The sequence below is a fragment of the Corallococcus sp. AB045 genome, from assembly GCF_003668895.1.
Taxonomy (GTDB): domain Bacteria; phylum Myxococcota; class Myxococcia; order Myxococcales; family Myxococcaceae; genus Corallococcus; species Corallococcus coralloides.
The window spans coordinates 1-15,614 of sequence record NZ_RAWN01000215.1 but is presented as its reverse complement, the minus strand read 5'-3'; the positions used below and the strand labels follow the sequence as shown (position 1 = coordinate 15,614).

The 15,614-nt window shown below is 70.6% G+C and carries 16 protein-coding genes; 11 read left to right on the top strand and 5 right to left on the bottom strand.

The features are described from left to right. The first annotated feature begins 99 nt into the window (after positions 1-99). Positions 100-336 carry a chaperonin gene (locus D7Y21_RS34460; protein WP_120561048.1) on the top strand — a complete coding sequence of 79 codons (237 nt, stop codon included), beginning with the start codon at positions 100-102 and terminating at the stop codon, positions 334-336. 62 nt (positions 337-398) lie between these two features. Next, on the top strand, positions 399-2,012 hold the full coding sequence (locus D7Y21_RS34455) for a phospholipase D-like domain-containing protein (protein WP_233591309.1): 1,614 nt from the start codon (positions 399-401) through the stop codon (positions 2,010-2,012). On the opposite strand, the gene D7Y21_RS34450 is transcribed toward D7Y21_RS34455, so the two are convergent. From D7Y21_RS34450 to D7Y21_RS34440, 3 genes are all read right to left on the bottom strand, one after another. Continuing rightward, complete coding sequence (locus tag D7Y21_RS34450) at positions 2,009-3,379, bottom strand: hypothetical protein (protein WP_121717940.1); 1,371 nt, start codon at positions 3,377-3,379, stop codon at positions 2,009-2,011. The two genes, D7Y21_RS34455 and D7Y21_RS34450, sit on opposite strands and share 4 nt — an antisense overlap. Before the next feature lie 104 nt (positions 3,380-3,483). Then, positions 3,484-4,074 (bottom strand): hypothetical protein, encoded by a 591-nt coding sequence (locus tag D7Y21_RS34445; protein ID WP_121717939.1) that lies wholly within the window; start codon positions 4,072-4,074, stop codon positions 3,484-3,486. A 149-nt stretch (positions 4,075-4,223) separates the two neighbouring features. Continuing rightward, a complete protein-coding gene (locus D7Y21_RS34440) occupies positions 4,224-5,192 on the bottom strand; it encodes a hypothetical protein (RefSeq protein ID WP_120561051.1) in 969 nt (322 codons plus the stop codon). A 243-nt stretch (positions 5,193-5,435) separates the two neighbouring features. Between D7Y21_RS34440 and D7Y21_RS34435 the strand changes: the two genes are divergently transcribed. The 9 genes from D7Y21_RS34435 (at position 5,436) to D7Y21_RS34395 (ending at position 13,582) form a co-directional block, all read left to right on the top strand. Beyond that, positions 5,436-5,816 (top strand): BlaI/MecI/CopY family transcriptional regulator, encoded by a 381-nt coding sequence (locus D7Y21_RS34435; protein ID WP_014400122.1) that lies wholly within the window; start codon positions 5,436-5,438, stop codon positions 5,814-5,816. An 8-nt stretch (positions 5,817-5,824) separates the two neighbouring features. Next, positions 5,825-8,095, top strand: a complete 2,271-nt coding sequence (locus tag D7Y21_RS34430) for a M56 family metallopeptidase (RefSeq protein WP_233612391.1) — start codon at positions 5,825-5,827, stop codon at positions 8,093-8,095. An 86-nt stretch (positions 8,096-8,181) separates the two neighbouring features. Beyond that, positions 8,182-9,897 (top strand): aldehyde dehydrogenase, encoded by a 1,716-nt coding sequence (locus tag D7Y21_RS34425; RefSeq protein WP_120561054.1) that lies wholly within the window; start codon positions 8,182-8,184, stop codon positions 9,895-9,897. Between the two features lie 52 nt (positions 9,898-9,949). After that, positions 9,950-11,125: a tetratricopeptide repeat protein gene (locus D7Y21_RS34420; RefSeq protein ID WP_121717937.1), complete on the top strand. Its 1,176-nt coding sequence runs from the start codon at positions 9,950-9,952 to the stop codon at positions 11,123-11,125. Between the two features lie 73 nt (positions 11,126-11,198). Then, positions 11,199-11,750 carry a hypothetical protein gene (locus tag D7Y21_RS34415; protein ID WP_121717936.1) on the top strand — a complete coding sequence of 184 codons (552 nt, stop codon included), beginning with the start codon at positions 11,199-11,201 and terminating at the stop codon, positions 11,748-11,750. Positions 11,751-11,892: 142 nt separating this feature from the next. Beyond that, positions 11,893-12,288: a hypothetical protein gene (locus tag D7Y21_RS34410; RefSeq protein ID WP_120561057.1), complete on the top strand. Its 396-nt coding sequence runs from the start codon at positions 11,893-11,895 to the stop codon at positions 12,286-12,288. A gap of 7 nt (positions 12,289-12,295) precedes the next feature. After that, on the top strand, positions 12,296-12,715 hold the full coding sequence (locus D7Y21_RS34405; RefSeq protein WP_121717935.1) for a hypothetical protein: 420 nt from the start codon (positions 12,296-12,298) through the stop codon (positions 12,713-12,715). Positions 12,716-12,767: 52 nt separating this feature from the next. Further along, positions 12,768-13,178, top strand: a complete 411-nt coding sequence (locus tag D7Y21_RS34400; protein WP_147443065.1) for a hypothetical protein — start codon at positions 12,768-12,770, stop codon at positions 13,176-13,178. An 8-nt stretch (positions 13,179-13,186) separates the two neighbouring features. Next, a complete protein-coding gene (locus tag D7Y21_RS34395; protein WP_120561060.1) occupies positions 13,187-13,582 on the top strand; it encodes a hypothetical protein in 396 nt (131 codons plus the stop codon). Between the two features lie 52 nt (positions 13,583-13,634). Here D7Y21_RS34395 and D7Y21_RS34390 read toward each other — a convergent pair whose 3' ends face one another. Together D7Y21_RS34390 and D7Y21_RS34385 are read right to left on the bottom strand one after the other, a co-directional pair. Next, a complete protein-coding gene (locus D7Y21_RS34390) occupies positions 13,635-14,771 on the bottom strand; it encodes a cyclic nucleotide-binding domain-containing protein (RefSeq protein WP_121717934.1) in 1,137 nt (378 codons plus the stop codon). Further along, the coding region (locus tag D7Y21_RS34385) for a cation:proton antiporter (RefSeq protein ID WP_199735552.1) at positions 14,768-15,614 on the bottom strand (847 nt) is incomplete at its 5' end. The genes D7Y21_RS34390 and D7Y21_RS34385, both read right to left, overlap by 4 nt.

The window sequence follows — 15,614 nt, the reverse complement described above, 5'->3', positions numbered from 1 at the left end:
GCGGGACGGGGCAGGGGCAGCACGGCAGGACGGGCGGTACGGGGCGGTACGGCACATCACGCAGACGGGCAGACACTTCATCCTCGGAGAACGAAGACCATGGCGACCAAGACCCAGAAGCAGACCATCCAGCGCAAGGCCCGTCAGATGAAGGCGAAGACGGTGAAGGCCGTGTCCAGCGCCGGCAAGCAGGCGAAGCGCGTGCAGGTGACGCTCGGTGACCTGATCGCCGCGGCCTTCGACACCGTGGGTGGCGAGGCTCGCAAGGTGGCCAGGGTGGTCTCCTCCACCGACATGACGCTGGCGACCGGAAAGCACATTGTCTTCGTGGGGTGATGCTTTCCGCCGGCCGGGCGCGGACGACATCGGGGATTCCACTCCAGGGCCAGGTGAACGACGTGAAACGCATTCTCAGCCCCGGACGCAACTGCTGGACGCGTTCGGAAACGCATGACGCGGGCGTGCTGGTGGACGCCCGGGACTACTACCGGGAGCTGTACAGGGCCATCCGGAAGGCCCGCCGCTCCATCGTCATCACCGGTTGGCAGTTCGACAGCGACGTGACGTTGCTGCGCGGTGAGGACCTGGAGGAGGCCAAGGGAGGCGAAGTCCGGCTGCTGCCGCTGTTGGATCAGATGTGCCGGGAGAACCCGGAGCTGCACGTCTACATCCTCGCGTGGGACTTCAGCATGCTGCTCGCCATGGAGCGCGAGTGGATGCAGAACCTGCTCTTCAACTGGACGACGAACGAGCGGCTGCGCTTCCGCTTCGATTCCTCCAGTCCGCTCTACGGCGCCCATCACCAGAAGCTCGTCGTCGTCGACGGCGTGATGGCGTTCACCGGCGGCATGGACGTGTGTGACTGCCGCTGGGACGACCGGGACCACCCCGCGCGCTCGAAGCTGCGCTGCGACTCCGGCCGCGACCCGCACGGGCCCTACCACGACGTGCAGACGGTGCTGACCGGCCCCGCGGTGAAGCCGCTCGCGGAGCTGTTCGAGGCGCGCTGGGCGCACTCGGGCGGAGGCGAGCTCCACCTGGAGCCCGTGAACCGCGACGACCTGACTTTCGAAGCGACGATGCCCGCGCCTCCAGGCCCGGTGGCCATCAGCCGCACCTTCGGCAAGACGCTGCTGCCTCCGCAAGCGGAGGTGCAGGAGATCCGCGCGCTGTACGTGGACGCCATCGACGCGGCCGAGCGCTTCATCTACATCGAGAACCAGTACTTCTCCTCACGCGCCATCTACGACGCGCTCGTCAAGCGCATGCGCGCGGCCGGACGGCCCCGGCTCCAGGTGATGCTGGTGCTGCCCCGTCAGCCGGAAGCGCTGCGCGAGCAGATCGCCATGGGCTTGGCCCAGGTGCGCCTGCTGCGCGCGCTGCGCGAGGTGGCCTCCGAGACGGGCCACGGCTTCGCGGTGTACGGCTCGGCGGCGAAGGACGAGGACGGCTCGGACGTCTTCACGTACATCCACTCGAAGGTGCTCATCGTGGATGACACCTTCATGACCATCGGCTCCGCGAACACGACCAACCGCAGCCTGGGATTGGATTCGGAGCTCAACCTGAGCTGGGAGGCGGAAGCGCCCGGGGACGCCGTGTCGCGCGCCATCCGCCGTGTGCGTGTGTCGCTGATGGCGGAGCACGTGGGCCTGGCCGGCGTGGCCGCGCTGCGACCGCTGGTGGACGCGAACCAGTTGGTGGAGACGTTGGACGGGCTGGCCCATGCGGGACAGCACCGGCTGCGTCCGCACCCGCTGGAGACGGTGTTCGACCAGAACCCCCTCTTCAAGCCGCTGGAGCCGGAGGAGTTCCTCATCGACCCGGAGGAGTCGGTGCTGGACGAGTCCCTCTTCGAGGCCCTGCACAAGGGCGACGATGGCCTCTTCGCCTCCGGCGTGCGCCTCTTGTCGCGCTGGCTCGTGGGCAAGTCGTGCGAGACGGCCCGGCGGCACAGCGCCATCCTGCCCTGCGCTCCCGCCCAGGAAGAGGGCGGGACAGCGGGGCACTAGCGGCGGGCGAAGTCCACGCCCACGCCCGCGCCCGCGCTCACGCCTTGCACCAGCGTGCCGTCCGGCTGCGGGAAGGTCACCGTGGCGCCGGCGCCCCAGATGTACATGGCGGGCAGCACTCGCTGGCGGAACTCCGCCGCCACCGAGTAGCGGGGCTTGTCGCCCAGGCCCACCACGATCACGCGCGCGATGCCTCGCGACTCGCCGCCCGGGGTGCTGAAGCTCAGGGACAGGTCTCCGTCCGCGCGGCCGAAGGCGGAGTACTCCACGGCGCCGCTGGCCACCACCTCCGGGGAGTCCGGTCCGTCGCCTCGCGCCACGGACATCTCCAGGTAGCCGGAGAAGTCCTTGGGCACGCGCTGGTCGGACTGGGGCTCCTCGGAGAGGCCCACGGCGGAGAAGCGCGACAGCTCGTAGCCCGCGCCGAAGTAGCCGAAGCGGAAGCCGCCGCCCTGGCGGCGCCCCTGCACGGTGACGCTGAGCTGCGTGCCCTTGAAGTTGCCCTCGAACGCGACGCCCAGCATGCCGCCCACGTCCTGCGCGCCATCGTTGAGCCGCGCGCCGCCGGCGAGCAGGGCCCACGAGCGCAGCCGCTCACCCTTGTACATGGCGAACTCGCCGCCCACCGACGCCACCGTGGCCTCCGGCGTCACCCCGCCGGCCTCGCCGAAGTCGTGCGCCGCCGAGGCGCGCACCAGGTAGCGGTCGAAGTTGCCCTCGCTGTCGCTGGCGATGCGGCCGATGTCCAGCAGCAGCTCGCCGGAGAACACGCGCGCGGCGAGCACGTCGCTGGCCAGCAGCTGCACGCGCGCGGGCCCCGCGGTGAACGACAGCGTGCCGCCCGCCGGGTGGTAGTTCGGGTTGAGCTGGTTGTCGTAGCGGTTCACCAGGTAGCCGCGCCCCAGCGACTCCTCCAGGAACGGCTGCACACGCAGGCCGAAGCGGCCGGACTCGTCGCCGATGCGCAGCAGGCGCACCACCTGGCCGTAGTCGCTGCGCTCGTCCCAGTCCTCGCGCCGCAGCCACGCGCCGTAGTCGTCGTCCTTCTGCTTCGGCTCGCTGTCCCAGAGCCGGAAGCGCAGCGGCGCGCCCAGCATGAAGGCGAAGTCCTCGCCGCCATCCACGCCCAGGGACGGGTACGCGTAGCCGAACAGGTCCTGCTTCCCACCCCGCGTCCCGGACGGGAAGCTCAGCGGCCCCACCTCCAGGAGCGCCCGGAACCCGATGCCCTCCGAGGAATCCCCCGAGCTCCCCGACGACTCCGGCGCGGAGTACGTCTCCTGCTGCGGATCATTGGGGACCTCCTCGATGCTGGAGGACTGGGAGTGAAGCAGCGCGATGAGGGCCACGAAGGGAGCACCAGTCATTGGTGCTCACTCTAGTTGGCGCGGCGCGGGCTGGACAGACGAATACCCGGGACGGCCCGTGAGCGGGCTTTCCCGGGTATCCGCCCTCGCGTGGGGTGCGATGACTAGTTCGTGGGATCCGGCGTGGCGTCCGGCTCCACCTTGGAGGTGTCCGTGCTGGGCGCGTCCACGTCGCTGTTGAGGGCGCCGGACCCGGTCTCGTCGCTCACTTCGCTCTTGCCCTCGGTGCTGGTGGCGCCGGAGCCGCCAGTGCCGCCGAGGTTGCCCTCGGTGCCCAGGTTGCCCTTCTCCTGGGGGTCGCGGTTCTGGTTCACCGCGCCGGAGGGGGACTGGGTGTCGCCCAGCTCGGTGGGCGTGTTCTGCTGGACGTCCCACTTCTCGCCGTCGCCGGTCTTCACGGCCTCGTCGGGCGCGCCGGAGCCGCCGGTGGCCTCGCCCTCGTAGACGGTGGGCGCGTTCATGCGGTCGCGCTTCTCCAGGTCGCTGACGTTGCCGGTCTCACCGGGCAGCTCCTGGGAGGAGGAGTCCGAGGACGAGGAGTCGATGCTCTCGCTGGTGTCCAGGGACTCGCCCGCGCTGCCCGAGCCTCCGATGGCACCGGCTTCCGGTGACGAGGCCTCGCGGGTGTTGGCGTTGTGGCTGGCGCAACCGTACAGCGACAGGGCGGCGATCGCCGCGAACAGAGGGAGCTTCATGGGAAATCTCCGTGTGTGTCGGGTTTGAAGTCGGCTGCCAGAAATCTGGTTGCCCTTCCGACAGAGACAAGGACACACACGGTCCGCTGCTCCCCGACCCTTACCTGAGCGGCCGGGCGAGCGGGCGCTCAGGTGCCGGGCTGTAGGCGCTAGAGCTTCTTGCGCCGCTTCGACGAGGACGGCGCGGCATCGGTGTCCGCGGCGTCCGCCTTGCGCTTGTCGCCCACCTTCGCCGTCTCCTTGCTGCTGGACATGGCCTCCCCCTTGTCATCCAGGGTGAAGAGGCGCTCCTTGGTGAGCAGCCGGTCCGGGCCGAAGGTCTGGTGCGCGTGGAAGAGGCGCTCGGCGCGCTCCGTGGGCTTGCCCTTCGCGTCCAGCGGCGTGTCGAAGCCGGTGCTGATCTTCGTGTTCTGCGTCCGGTTGCCCAGGCGCAGGTTGCCCGGCGAGTCGAAGGTGTCCTTCAGCACGTCCTTGTAGGCGCCGAAGCGCGTGCCCTGATCAGGACCCTGCATCGCGGTGAGGGTGTTCTGGAGCGCGCCGTTGCGCTTCGCCTGCACCTGCGCCGGAGTCAGCTCGCCCTGACGTTCGGCGAGCGTGGCGCGTGAGTAGCCCTGCATGCGGCCCACGCCCGCGGCCTGCTGCGCCAGGCCCTGCTGCACCTGCTTCTGGGCCGCGGCCTTCTCCTTGGGCGTGGCGGCCGTGCCCAGCTTCTGGTTGCCGGTGTTCGTGTTCTTCACGCCCTCCTTGAACTGGAGCGTCTCGTGGTTGAGGACGTTCTGGCCGGTGCCGGAGGCGATGACGTGGTTGATGCTGGAGGCGGGCGCCTTGTTCTTCGCGCTCCCCGCGACCAGCGCCTCCTGCTCCGTCAGCGGACGCCCGGAGGCCGTCGCCGCCTTCGTGTACGTGGTGTGTGAATCGCTGTACTGGGTCAGGCGGTTCAGGGAGTTCTGCGGAGTCTTCGCCGTGCCGTGCTCGCCGTAGTGGTCGGTGAGCTTCTGCTGCTGCTTCGCGTTCAGGTCCGCGGTGGGGCCGTACTTCACCTGCTCGCCCACCTTCGTGGTGTTGTTGCCGACCTTGAACTTCGTCTGGTTCAGCTTGGGGCCACCAATGCCTCGCATCTTCGCCTGCCTTTCGTCGACGTGCCCGGTCCGGAGGGTGCGGAGGGCATGTCATGGGGGTGGCCAGATTATGGACGCAGGGCGCGGCTGTCGTTGAGGGAGACCCCTGATGCCTGTCGGTGCCTTCTCTCGAAGCCTGAGCAGGAAAAGCGTCCGCCCCCCTGGAGACACCCGCTTGACTACGTCTGTAGTCAGGCGTACCTTGCTTTCTGACTACAGCTGTCGTCACGAAGGGCAGGGCGCATGAAGAAGCCGGTGGGAGAGCAGGAGCTGGCGGTGCTGCGGTACGTGGCCGAGCACGGGCCGGCGACGGTGGGCGAGGTGGCCGAGCGCTTCGGTGAGGCGCAGGGCCTGGCGCGCTCCACCATCCTGACGGTGATGGAGCGGCTGCGGCTGAAGGGGCACCTGACCCGGAGCAAGGTGGACGGCGTGTTCCAGTACGCCTCGCCGGTGGCGACGCAAGAGCTGCTGCGCGACGTCGTAGGGAACTTCGTGCAGCGCACGCTGAGCGGGTCACTGTCTCCGTTCGTGACCTACCTGTCGGAGACGGAGGACGTGTCCGACGAAGAGCTGAAGCAGCTCCAGGACGTCGTGGCGCGCCTGCGCCAGAAGCGGAAGGAGTGAGCCCCGTGATGACTCTCATGACCTCGCCGTGGTGGTCGTCGTGGTCGGAGTCGGTGTGGCGCGCCTCGTGGCAGGGGGCGCTGTGCGCGCTGGCCGTCTGGTTGCTGGCCCGGGCGGTGCCGCGCCTGCCCGCGGCCCTGCGCGCCGGCCTCTGGTGGCTGGTGGCGCTCAAGTTCGTGCTCACGCTGGGCTGGCCCAAGCCCATGCCGCTGGCGCTGCTGCCCGTGGAGGACACCGCCGCGCAATCCCAGACGGTCCGCGTGGAAGGCGCTCAATCCCAGACGCCGGGGCGGACGGTCATGGTGCTCACTGCGCCCGATGCGACCGTGAGCATGCGGGTGTCGCCGCAAGGGCAGACACCGGCTCACGCGGAGGAGCTCTCGACCGGGGTGCGGGTCACTTCGTTCTTCAAGAGCGCGGTGGTGTCGCTCCGCGCGCATCCGTGGACGGTGGGCGGGGTGTGGGCGCTGCTCTTCCTGTGGGGCGCGGGCGTGGCGTGGAAGGTGCGGGGGCACGTGCTGGCGTGGCGCCAGGTGCGGGGCATGCGGGAGCGCGCGCGGCCCTTGTGTCACCCGGTGCTGGAGGAGGAGGCGGAGTTCCTCGCGAATGAAGCGGGCCTGCGCCGTCCGCCCACGCTGCTCGTGTCGGACGAGGTGGTGAGCCCGCTGGCCGCGGGGCTGGTGTCGCCGGTCATCGTGCTGCCCGCGAAGGCGCTGCGCGATTTGCCGGAGGACTCGCTGCGCATGGCGCTGGCGCATGAAGTGGCGCACCTGCGGCGCGGGGACCTGTGGCTGGGCTGGGTGCCGGCGCTGGCGGAGACAGTCCTCTTCTTCCACCCGCTCGCGCGCCAGGCGGCCCGTGAGTACGCGCTCGCCCGGGAAGAGGCGTGCGACGCGGAGGCGCTGCGCCTCACCGGCGCGGAGCCCGCGGACTACGGCGAGTTGCTCATCGCCTTTGGCATCACCCGGCCCCCGGGCAGCGCAGCGGCGCTCGGGGCGTCGGCCCACCTTCACGCGCTGCACAGGAGGCTCCGCATGCTGGAACATGTCGACGTCGTCCCCACGCAACCCCGCCGGTGGCTGAAGGGTGCGCTGTTCGCCCTCGGCGCAGTGGTCCTGATGCCCTTCCAGGTCGTCGCCAAGGCGCCCGCGGAGAGCACCGCTCCCGCCGCGAAGGACGCGGCCCCCGCCCCCGTCCGGGTGGGCACCGTCCGGTACCTGCCCGAGGACGCCGCGCCGGCCCCCAACGCGAAGCCGGCCCCCGCGTCGAAGCCCACCGTGACGGAGCACACCGCGAAGGCGCCCGGCACGCCCGCGGACGCGCCGCCGCTGCCCGCGCTGCCCCCGCTGCCTCCTCCCACGCCGGGAGCGACGCGGGCCACGCAGCTCACCACGCACGTCCCGCCGTCCGCGCCCGCGCCCATCCCGGACAATGACAAGCGGGCTCCGGTGCCGCCCGCGCCGCCCGCGCCGCCGGTCAGTGGCAGGCTCACCCCGCCGGTGCCGCCCGTGCCTCCGGTCCGGAGCGCGGTGTCCCCGGTGGCGCCCAGGGCCCCCATGCTCGCGGCCGCGCCGCGTCCTCCCGCGCCGCCCGCGCCTCCGGACATGGGCATCGAGGACGGCGACACCTTCGCGTACCTCTCCGACGGCCGCACGATGATGGCCGGCAGCACGGACGACCTGTACCTGGCGCGCACCTTCAAGCAGCAGGGCAAGGACCTGCTCTTCGTGCGCCGCGACAACAATCCCATGCTGATCCGCGACGCGAAGACGCTGGAGCAGGTGCGCAACCTGATGGAGGACGACCGCAAGCTGGGCGACGCGCAGGGCGCGCTCGGTGAGAAGCAGGCGGCCCTGGGCGCGCAGCAGGCCGCGCTGGGCCAGAAGCAGGCGGAGCTTGGCTACCCGATGTCGCAGATCGCCGCGAAGCACGCCGCCATCGCCGCGAAGCGCGCGGAGATCGCCATGGAGCGCGCCCGCCTCCACTCGCTCGCGGACGGCCCCGACCGCGACCGCAAGGAGGCGGAGCTCGACAAGCGCGACGACTCCTTCGACCAGGAACTGGAGGGCCTGGACAAACAGCAGGAGGAACTCAGCAAGAAGATGGAGGCGCTCGGCGAGGAGCAGGCGAAGCTGGGTGAGCAGCAGGCGAAGCTGGGCGAGCAGCAGGGGAAGCTGGGCGAGCAGCAGGCGGCGCGCAGCCGCGAGAACATGAAGAAGGTGATGGCCGTCATCGACGAGGCCATCCGCAAGGGCCTGGCCGAGCCTCTGCCCTCCTGAGGACGGAGGGCGCGGCCCCTCGGTGATGGCGCACGCGGGGGTTCCCTATACCGGGACCCGGTGTGAAGCCTGTCTCGGAGGTCGCCATGTCCGCCGCCGTCCCGCAGCACACGTCACGCACCACCATCGACATCCTGGTGCGCCGGGTCCGTGAGGGCTCGAGCGCGTGGGCGAAGCTCGCCCTGACGGAGCGCATCCGGCTCCTGGAAGACCTGTGCCACGCGTACGCCGCCATCGCGGAGCCCAGCGTGCGCGCGGCCTGCGAGGCGAAGGGCATCAACCCCGGCGGTCCACTCGCGGGTGAGGAGTGGCTCGCCGGGCCCATGGTGGTGGTGCGCAACCTGCGGCTGCTCTCGGACGCGCTGAAGGACATCCAGAAGCACGGCGCGCCCGTCATCCCCGCGAAGCACCTGCGCACGCTGGAGGACGGGCGGCTCGCCGCGCGGCTGTTCCCCCGGCACAGGCTGGAGGGGCTGCTGCTGCTCGGCACCACGGGCGAGGTCTACTTCCAGCCCGGAGTCACCGCGGCCAACCTGCGCGAACACCAGGCGTCCTTCTACCGCAAGCCCCACAAGGGCCGGGTCTGCGCGGTGCTGGGCGGCGGCAACGTCAACTCCATCCCGCCCATGGACTGCCTCTACAAGCTCTTCGTCGAGGGCACCGCCTGCGTGCTCAAGATGAACCCCGTCAACGCGTACCTGGGCACGTTCCTGGAACAGGCCTTCGCGCCGCTCATCGCGCGCGACGCGCTGGCCATCGTGTACGGCGGCGCGGAGGAGGGCGCGCAGTTGGTCCACCACGACTCCGTGGACGAGGTGCACATCACCGGCAGCGACAAGACCCACGACGCGCTCGTGTGGGGCCCGCCCGGCCCGGAGTCCGACGAGCGCCGCCGGAAGAATGAACCGCTGCTCGCGAAGCACGTCTCCAGCGAGCTGGGCAACATCTCCCCCGTGGTGGTGGTGCCGGGGCCGTACTCGGACGGCGAGCTGCGCTTCCAGGCGAACGACATCGCCGGCATGGTCGCCAACAACGCGTCCTTCAACTGCAACGCGGCGAAGCTGCTGGTGCAGCCGAAGAATTGGATCCAACGCGGCGCGCTGATGGACCGCATCCAGGCGAGCCTGGGCCACGCGCCCGTGCGCCGCGCGTACTACCCGGGCGCCCAGGAGCGCTGGCACCAGTTCACGGACGCGCGCCCGAACCTGCGGCTGGTGGGCAACCCCGGCGAGGGCGACCTGGCCTACGCGCTGATTCCGGACGTGGATCCATCGAAGACGGACGACCGCGTCTTCCACAACGAACCCTGGTGCACGGTGCTGTCGGAGACGGGGCTGCCGGGCTCCGACGAACCGGTGGCCTTCCTGGAGGCCGCGGTGGCGTTCCTCAACGAGAAGGTGTGGGGCACGCTGAACGCGACGCTCATCGTCCATCCGAAGACGATGCGGGACCCGAGGGTGCGCGCGGCGGTGGAGAAGGCGGTGCGGGATTTGCGCTACGGCACGGTGGCCCTCAACACCTGGCCCGCGGCGGCGTACGCGCTGGGCAGCATGCCCTGGGGTGGCCATCCGTCCGCGTCGCCCCGGGACATCCAGAGCGGGCAGGGCTGGGTGCACAACACGTTCATGCTGGAGTCCATCGAGAAGGCGGTGTTGCGCGCTCCGCTCACGTCCCTGCTCTCGCCGCCGTGGGTGCCGGGCCACAAGGGCGTGGCGGCGCTGGGCCGCCGGTTGGTGGAATTCGAGCAGTCCCCGTCCTGGTGGAAGGTCCCGGGTGTCGCCCTGGCCGCGCTGCGCCGGTAGGGGCAGGCGGGGAGGCGGGGAATCTGGAGGCTCGTGGTAGTTAGGGGGGACCATGGCATCCAGGTACGCGCAAGAGGGTGGGCAGTCGCTCCAGCAGGGTCAGCCCGCGGAGGCGGTGAAGAGCTTCCAGAAGGGCCTCTCCATCGACCCGAAGGACGTGGACTGTCTGATGGGCCTGGTGCGCGCCCACCTGAGCACCGGCGCCGCGAAGGAGGCGGAAGGGGCCGTGACGCGCCTGTTGCAGGTGCAGCCGGACAACACGGAGGCGCAGGCGCACCTGGCCATGCTCAAGGCGCAGGCCGGAGACCCCGTGGCGCTGGTGACGCTCAAGGCGCTGGCCGCCGCGCCCACCGCCGGTTACTTCGAGCGCTTCAACCTGGGCACGCTCCTGGCGGATCGCGGCGACCTGGAGGGTGCGAAGGCCGCCTTCGAGGCCGCGCAGGTGGTGGCGCCCCACAGCGTCTATCCGCACTTCGAGCTGGGGCGCATCGCGGTGCAGCGCAAGGACACGGCGGCGGCGGTGACACACTTCCAGCAGGCCGCCTCGCTGGCGCCCCAGGAGGCCCTGCCGCACCTGATGTTGTCGCGCGCGCACGCGGAGAGCGGCGCCATCGGGGCCGCCATCGCGGCGGCCACGCGGGCCCTGGAGCACGCGCAGGGCCGCATGCGCGTGGCGGTGTTGCAGGACCTCTTCCGCCTCTACCTCCAGGCCAACGGCCAGGACGCGGCCCGCCGCACCATCCTGGAGCTGCGCGAGCTGGACCCCGCGCAGGTCCGCTACGTCCACCTGCACGGCATGGCCTGCATGCTGGCCGGGGAGCTGGCGGAGGCGAAGGCCCTCTTCGCGGAGGCCCTCCAGCGCGCTCCGAATCAGTGGGACATCCGCCACTCGCTGGCGCAGGCGCACGAGGCGCTGGGCGAGCGCGCCGAGGCCCGCAAGCTCCTGGAGGAGACCGTGGCGGCGGCGCCCCACGAGCCCGGCCCCACCAACGACCTGGTGCGCCTGCTGATGGGCGACCAGGACCACGCGCGGGCCCGCGTGCTGCTGGAGCGGGTGCTGGAGGCGAACCCCCAGGACGCGCTCACGCACCTGAACCTGGCGCGCGCCACCCAGCCGTTCGATCGGGCGGAAGCCACCCGGCACGCGAAGCAGGCACAGTCGCTGGGCGCCGCGGACGACATCGTGAAGGACCAGGCGGCGCAGCTCCTCACGGAGCTGAGCGGCTGACGCACCCCGTCTTCCCCTGTCCCAGGCCCGTGCCTACCTTCAGGCGCGGTCCAAGAGCGGGCAGGGGGGACGTATGCGCAAGGCGGAGCAGGCACTGATTGAGCAGCTGGAAGCGCGCTTCCGGGAGGTGACGCGGCTGCTCTACACGACGTCCATCCCCGCGTCGGTGCTGGACGCGGAGCTGATGCCGATGATCGCGGAGGACGTCACCTTCACCGACCCCTGGCAGAAGGGGGGCGGCAAGGAGACGTACCGCAAGGGCGCGGCGGGCTTCCACTGCATGTTCCGCTTCGACTTCGACATCTTCCAGCTCAACGTCCAGTTGGAGCCGGATGGCAAGAGCGGGCGGGCCATCGTGGACGGGGTGATGAACCTCAAGCAGTTCGCGTGGCTCTACACGTACCCGCTGCGCACGCTGCTCGTGTACGACTTCACGCTCCAGCGCGGCGAGGGCGGCGGTGAGGTGCTGCCGCTCATCCACGCGCACGAGGAGATGTGGAGCTTCGGCGACATGATCGCCAACGTGCCCGGCGTGGGCGCGCTCTACGACCGCTTCCGCAACGCCTTCCGCGTGGGCTTCCTGGCGGCGTCCGCGGTGTGCGGGCGCCTCAAGCAGTCCTCCTGAGCCCGGGCGGCAGGGCACGGGCGTCATGCCCTGACATGTCTGTCAGGGATTGCGAGGGGCTACTCGGAGTGCGGCCGTCTGTCGGCCAGTGGGCACGGGTGTTGCTCTGGGGCGCGGGGTCCCCTGCTCCCGGAGGTCCCGCGTGCGTCGCTGGCTGGTGCTGCTGCTCCCCATCCTTGCTGGCTGTGAGTCCGGGCTGGAGGCGGCCGGCGTGTGGGATGCCACGGCGGCACGGCTCGAGGACGACCGTGTCTCCGTCGAAGTCACGCTGACCTGCGGCCTCGTCTACGGCTTCGCGCGGTCGCAAGGCTGTGACGCGGATGGCGAGCGCGTCTGCGTCTCCGCGACGTGGTACGCGGCCGACGACACGGCCTTCGCCCATCCGCTGCACCGGGCGGAGTCGTGCCAGACGGTCCCCGACATCATCGGCACCCAGGTGACGGTCACCACGCCGGAGGCCGTGGACCGTGACCCCGGGCTGCGCATCCTGGTCAGCGCGGATCCCCGCGTGACGAACGTCATCATCCCCAACCCCTGAGGCCCCCATGCATCCGACCTTCATCATCGTGGCCCTCGCGGGCCTGCTGACGGCCTGCGGGCCTCGTTGGGACGCCGTGGGCGTTCGCGCCGCCTCCGCCACCCGTGACGCGGACGACCACGTCACCGTGACAGCCGTCTTGACCTGCGTGCCCGCGAACGGCTCGGAGCCCGACGGCTGTGACAAGGATGGGGAGTCCCTGTGCATCGGGCTCATCGGGTACCCGACCCCGGACGTCCTGGGGGAGGAGCGCTCCTCCTTGGGAGTCTGGCGCGTCTCCGAGTGTTTGAAACCCCAGCGCTGGGAGGGGGCGACCGTGGTGTTGCGCTCACCGGAGCCCGTGCCGCGCGACGTGCCCTGGACCCTGGAGCTGGGAAGGACCCTCATCGGTGGAGAGGGCCCGCGCGTCTTCTTGGAGAGCCCCTGACATGCGCATGTCTTGCTATGAAGGGCGGGTCTTCTTGTCTGGGGGAGCCGTGATGCGGCGTACCGTGAGTGGGATGTTGTTGGCGTTGGCCGCCATGGGCTGCGGCGAGGACCTGCAAGCACCCGACGTGTCCAGTGTCCGGGCCACGCGGCTGGAGGATGGCCGGGTGTCTCTGGATGTCTACGTCACGTGCTTCGCGCTCAAGGGGCAGCAGCCGGCGGAAGAAGACTGCGGATTGCCGGAAGACGAGCCCCTCTGCGTCGAGGCGGGCTGGTACCTGGTGACGGACGCCTCCTTCAGCACGCCCCTGTTCATGCAGCGGACGTGCGAGCCGGTCGGCACCACCGTCATCCGCAGGAAGCTGACCGTCGTCTCGCCGGGCGTCGTCCCTGCCGAACACGACTGGCGCATCCTGGTCCAGGTGGACCCGCGCAGCACCCGCATCATCATCGCCAGCCCCTGAGCCTCCCCATGTCCCTGCGAATCCCCTGGATGTTGACGTGCTGTAGCCTGCTGGCCGCGTGTGGCTTCGGCCCGGACCTGGTGGGCGTCCGGACCGCCACCGCTGTCCGCGACGCGGACGACCGCGTCACGGTGACGGCCGTCCTCACGTGCGTGCCGTGGGACGGTTCCCCGGCGGGAGTGGACTGCGACGCGGACGGCAAGGAGCACTGCGTGGTGGCCACCTGGACCGACTCGTACGGTCGCAATTCCCCCCGGATCATCACGTCGGGCGTCCAGTGCGTCATCCCGCAGCGGGTCGAGGGCGCGACGGTGGTCATCCGTTCGTCAGCCCCCGTGCCGCGCGAGTCTGGCCTCACCATCAGGCTCGGCGACACGCCGAGGGTGGTCATCGACAGCCCGTGACGGGCCTCTTCAGGCGGGGATGAGCTTCTCCGCCTGAAGGGTGTCTGTCTTTTCAGCGCCCGAACAGCCCGCGCCGCTTCGTCTGCTGCGCCTGTCCGCCCAGGCGTGACAGCCGCTGGCCCAGGATGCGGCTCATCTCCAGCGCGACGGCGGGGTTGGCCATCATCACACCGCGGAAGTCCTCGCGGCCCACGGCGGCCAGCTCGCACGGCGTGGCGGTGACGGCGGTGGCGTTGCGTGGCTCGCCCGTGAGCAGGGCCAGCTCTCCGAAGAAGCCGCCCTGCTTCACCGTGGCCACCGTCTGCCGTGAGCCGTCCTTCATCGCCACCTCGCCGGAGATGACGACGTAGAACGTCTCGCCCGCGTCGCCCTGGCGGAACAGCTCCGTGCCCGCGGGCGTCTGGAGCAGCTCCGCGCCGCGCGCCACCGTCTCCAGCTCGCCGTCATTCAGCGGCGCCAGGAAGTCCAGCTTGCGCAGCGTCTGCGCCAGCGTCGACGCCAGGCCCGCGCCCAGCGGCGGCTCCGACGTGAGGAACTCCACCGCCTTCGCCACCTGCGTGCGGCGCGCCACGAGGATGACGTTGTGCCCGGCCTTCAGCTGCGTGTTGCCCTCCGGCAGCGCGGTGTGGCCCTGCGGATCCACCAGCGCGATGAAGATGCACTCGCGCGGGAAGCCATCCATGCCTCGAACTTGCGCCACCGTCTGCCCCGCCACCCGGGCGCGGGCGGGAATGGCCAGCTCGAAGAGGAGCGCGTCACCGCTGCTGAGCGGCAGCGACCCGGACACCTGCGGGAAGTCGATGGCGGTGGTCATCTTCGCCACCACCACGTCCGCCTCCGCCACCAGCTCCTTCACGCCCGCCAGCCGGTACGCGTCGCGGTAGTTCGTGTCCAGCATCCGCACCATCAGGCGCGCGCTGGACGTGGCGCGCACCAGCATGGCGAACGCCAGGTTCGCCGGGTCGTGCGCCAGCACCGCCGCCGCCACGTCCGCCGTCCCGATGCCCGCCGCCTCCAGCACGCGCGGGTTGGTGGCGTCTCCGCACACCGTCACCACGCCCACCTCTTCAAAGAGGCGCGCGCAGATGCTCGCGTCGCGTTCGATGACCGTCACCGTGTGCTGCTCCGACACGAGCCGCGCCGCCAGCGCGCCGCCCACCCGTCCTCCCCCCGCGATGACGATCCTCATGACGCCTTGTGCTCCTTGCCTTCCGAGTTCGCGTGCCCGCCGTGCAGCACCTTCTCCAGGTCCAACATCCGCCCGTCCAGGTGCGCCAGCATCTCCTCCGCTGTCGCCTCCGGAATCAGCCCGTTGCGCCGGGCCCCCTGCAACGCCGTGCGCTCCGCGTCGATGAGCCGCCTCCGCGTGCTCAAGAGGTCCTTCGCCCCTTCGGCCAGGTGCTGCTCGCTGATGCGCCGCAGCTCCCGCTCCGCCCGGGCGATGTTCACCTGGTACTCGCTGCGCAGGTGCTCATAGGCCGCGCGCGGCAACAGGCCCTGCGAATGCAACGCATCCAGCTCCACGTGCGCCGCGCGGCTGGCGATGAGCTTCCCGCGCTGCTCCGCCATCTCCACCGCCACCGCGTCCTGCTGAAACAATCCCAGCGCCTTGAGCGCGCCCGTGAGCATCAACCCCTGGCCCACCATGGACACCAGCGTGACGCCGAACGCGATGGAGACAATCTGCTCTCTCGCGGGCGTGGTCTCCGGAAGACCCAACGCCAGACCGATGGACAGCGCGCCCTTGATGTTGCCCACCAGGAACACGTGCTGCCAGCGCAGCGGGATGGTCTCCGCGGGCTTGAACAGCCGCAGCAGCAGGAAGGGCAGGTAGATGGCCACCGCGCGCCCCAGCACCACCGCCACCACCGCGATGCCCACGCCCGGCAGGTGCCCCTGGAGCGCCTCCGGCCGCGTGTCCAGACCCACGGAGAGGAAGAGGAACGTGTTGACGCCGAAGGTGGCGTACTCCCAGAAGGAGTGGATGGCCACCTGGCTCTGCGGCGGCACCTCCCGCCGCAGCGTCACGCCC

Bases quoted from the DNA above. Each gene is read 5' to 3' on its own strand.
- D7Y21_RS34445 (WP_121717939.1), bottom strand. From the start codon at position 4,074: ATGAAGCTCCCTCTGTTCGCGGCGATCGCCGCCCTGTCGCTGTACGGT.
- D7Y21_RS34425 (WP_120561054.1), top strand. From the start codon at position 8,182: ATGTCCGCCGCCGTCCCGCAGCACACGTCACGCACCACCATCGACATC.
- D7Y21_RS34395 (WP_120561060.1), top strand. From the start codon at position 13,187: ATGTCCCTGCGAATCCCCTGGATGTTGACGTGCTGTAGCCTGCTGGCC.
- D7Y21_RS34405 (WP_121717935.1), top strand. From the start codon at position 12,296: ATGCATCCGACCTTCATCATCGTGGCCCTCGCGGGCCTGCTGACGGCC.
- D7Y21_RS34460 (WP_120561048.1), top strand. From the start codon at position 100: ATGGCGACCAAGACCCAGAAGCAGACCATCCAGCGCAAGGCCCGTCAG.
- D7Y21_RS34430 (WP_233612391.1), top strand. From the start codon at position 5,825: ATGACTCTCATGACCTCGCCGTGGTGGTCGTCGTGGTCGGAGTCGGTG.
- D7Y21_RS34390 (WP_121717934.1), bottom strand. From the start codon at position 14,771: ATGAGGATCGTCATCGCGGGGGGAGGACGGGTGGGCGGCGCGCTGGCG.
- D7Y21_RS34400 (WP_147443065.1), top strand. From the start codon at position 12,768: ATGCGGCGTACCGTGAGTGGGATGTTGTTGGCGTTGGCCGCCATGGGC.
- D7Y21_RS34440 (WP_120561051.1), bottom strand. From the start codon at position 5,192: ATGCGAGGCATTGGTGGCCCCAAGCTGAACCAGACGAAGTTCAAGGTC.
- D7Y21_RS34450 (WP_121717940.1), bottom strand. From the start codon at position 3,379: ATGACTGGTGCTCCCTTCGTGGCCCTCATCGCGCTGCTTCACTCCCAG.
- D7Y21_RS34435 (WP_014400122.1), top strand. From the start codon at position 5,436: ATGAAGAAGCCGGTGGGAGAGCAGGAGCTGGCGGTGCTGCGGTACGTG.
- D7Y21_RS34415 (WP_121717936.1), top strand. From the start codon at position 11,199: ATGCGCAAGGCGGAGCAGGCACTGATTGAGCAGCTGGAAGCGCGCTTC.
- D7Y21_RS34420 (WP_121717937.1), top strand. From the start codon at position 9,950: ATGGCATCCAGGTACGCGCAAGAGGGTGGGCAGTCGCTCCAGCAGGGT.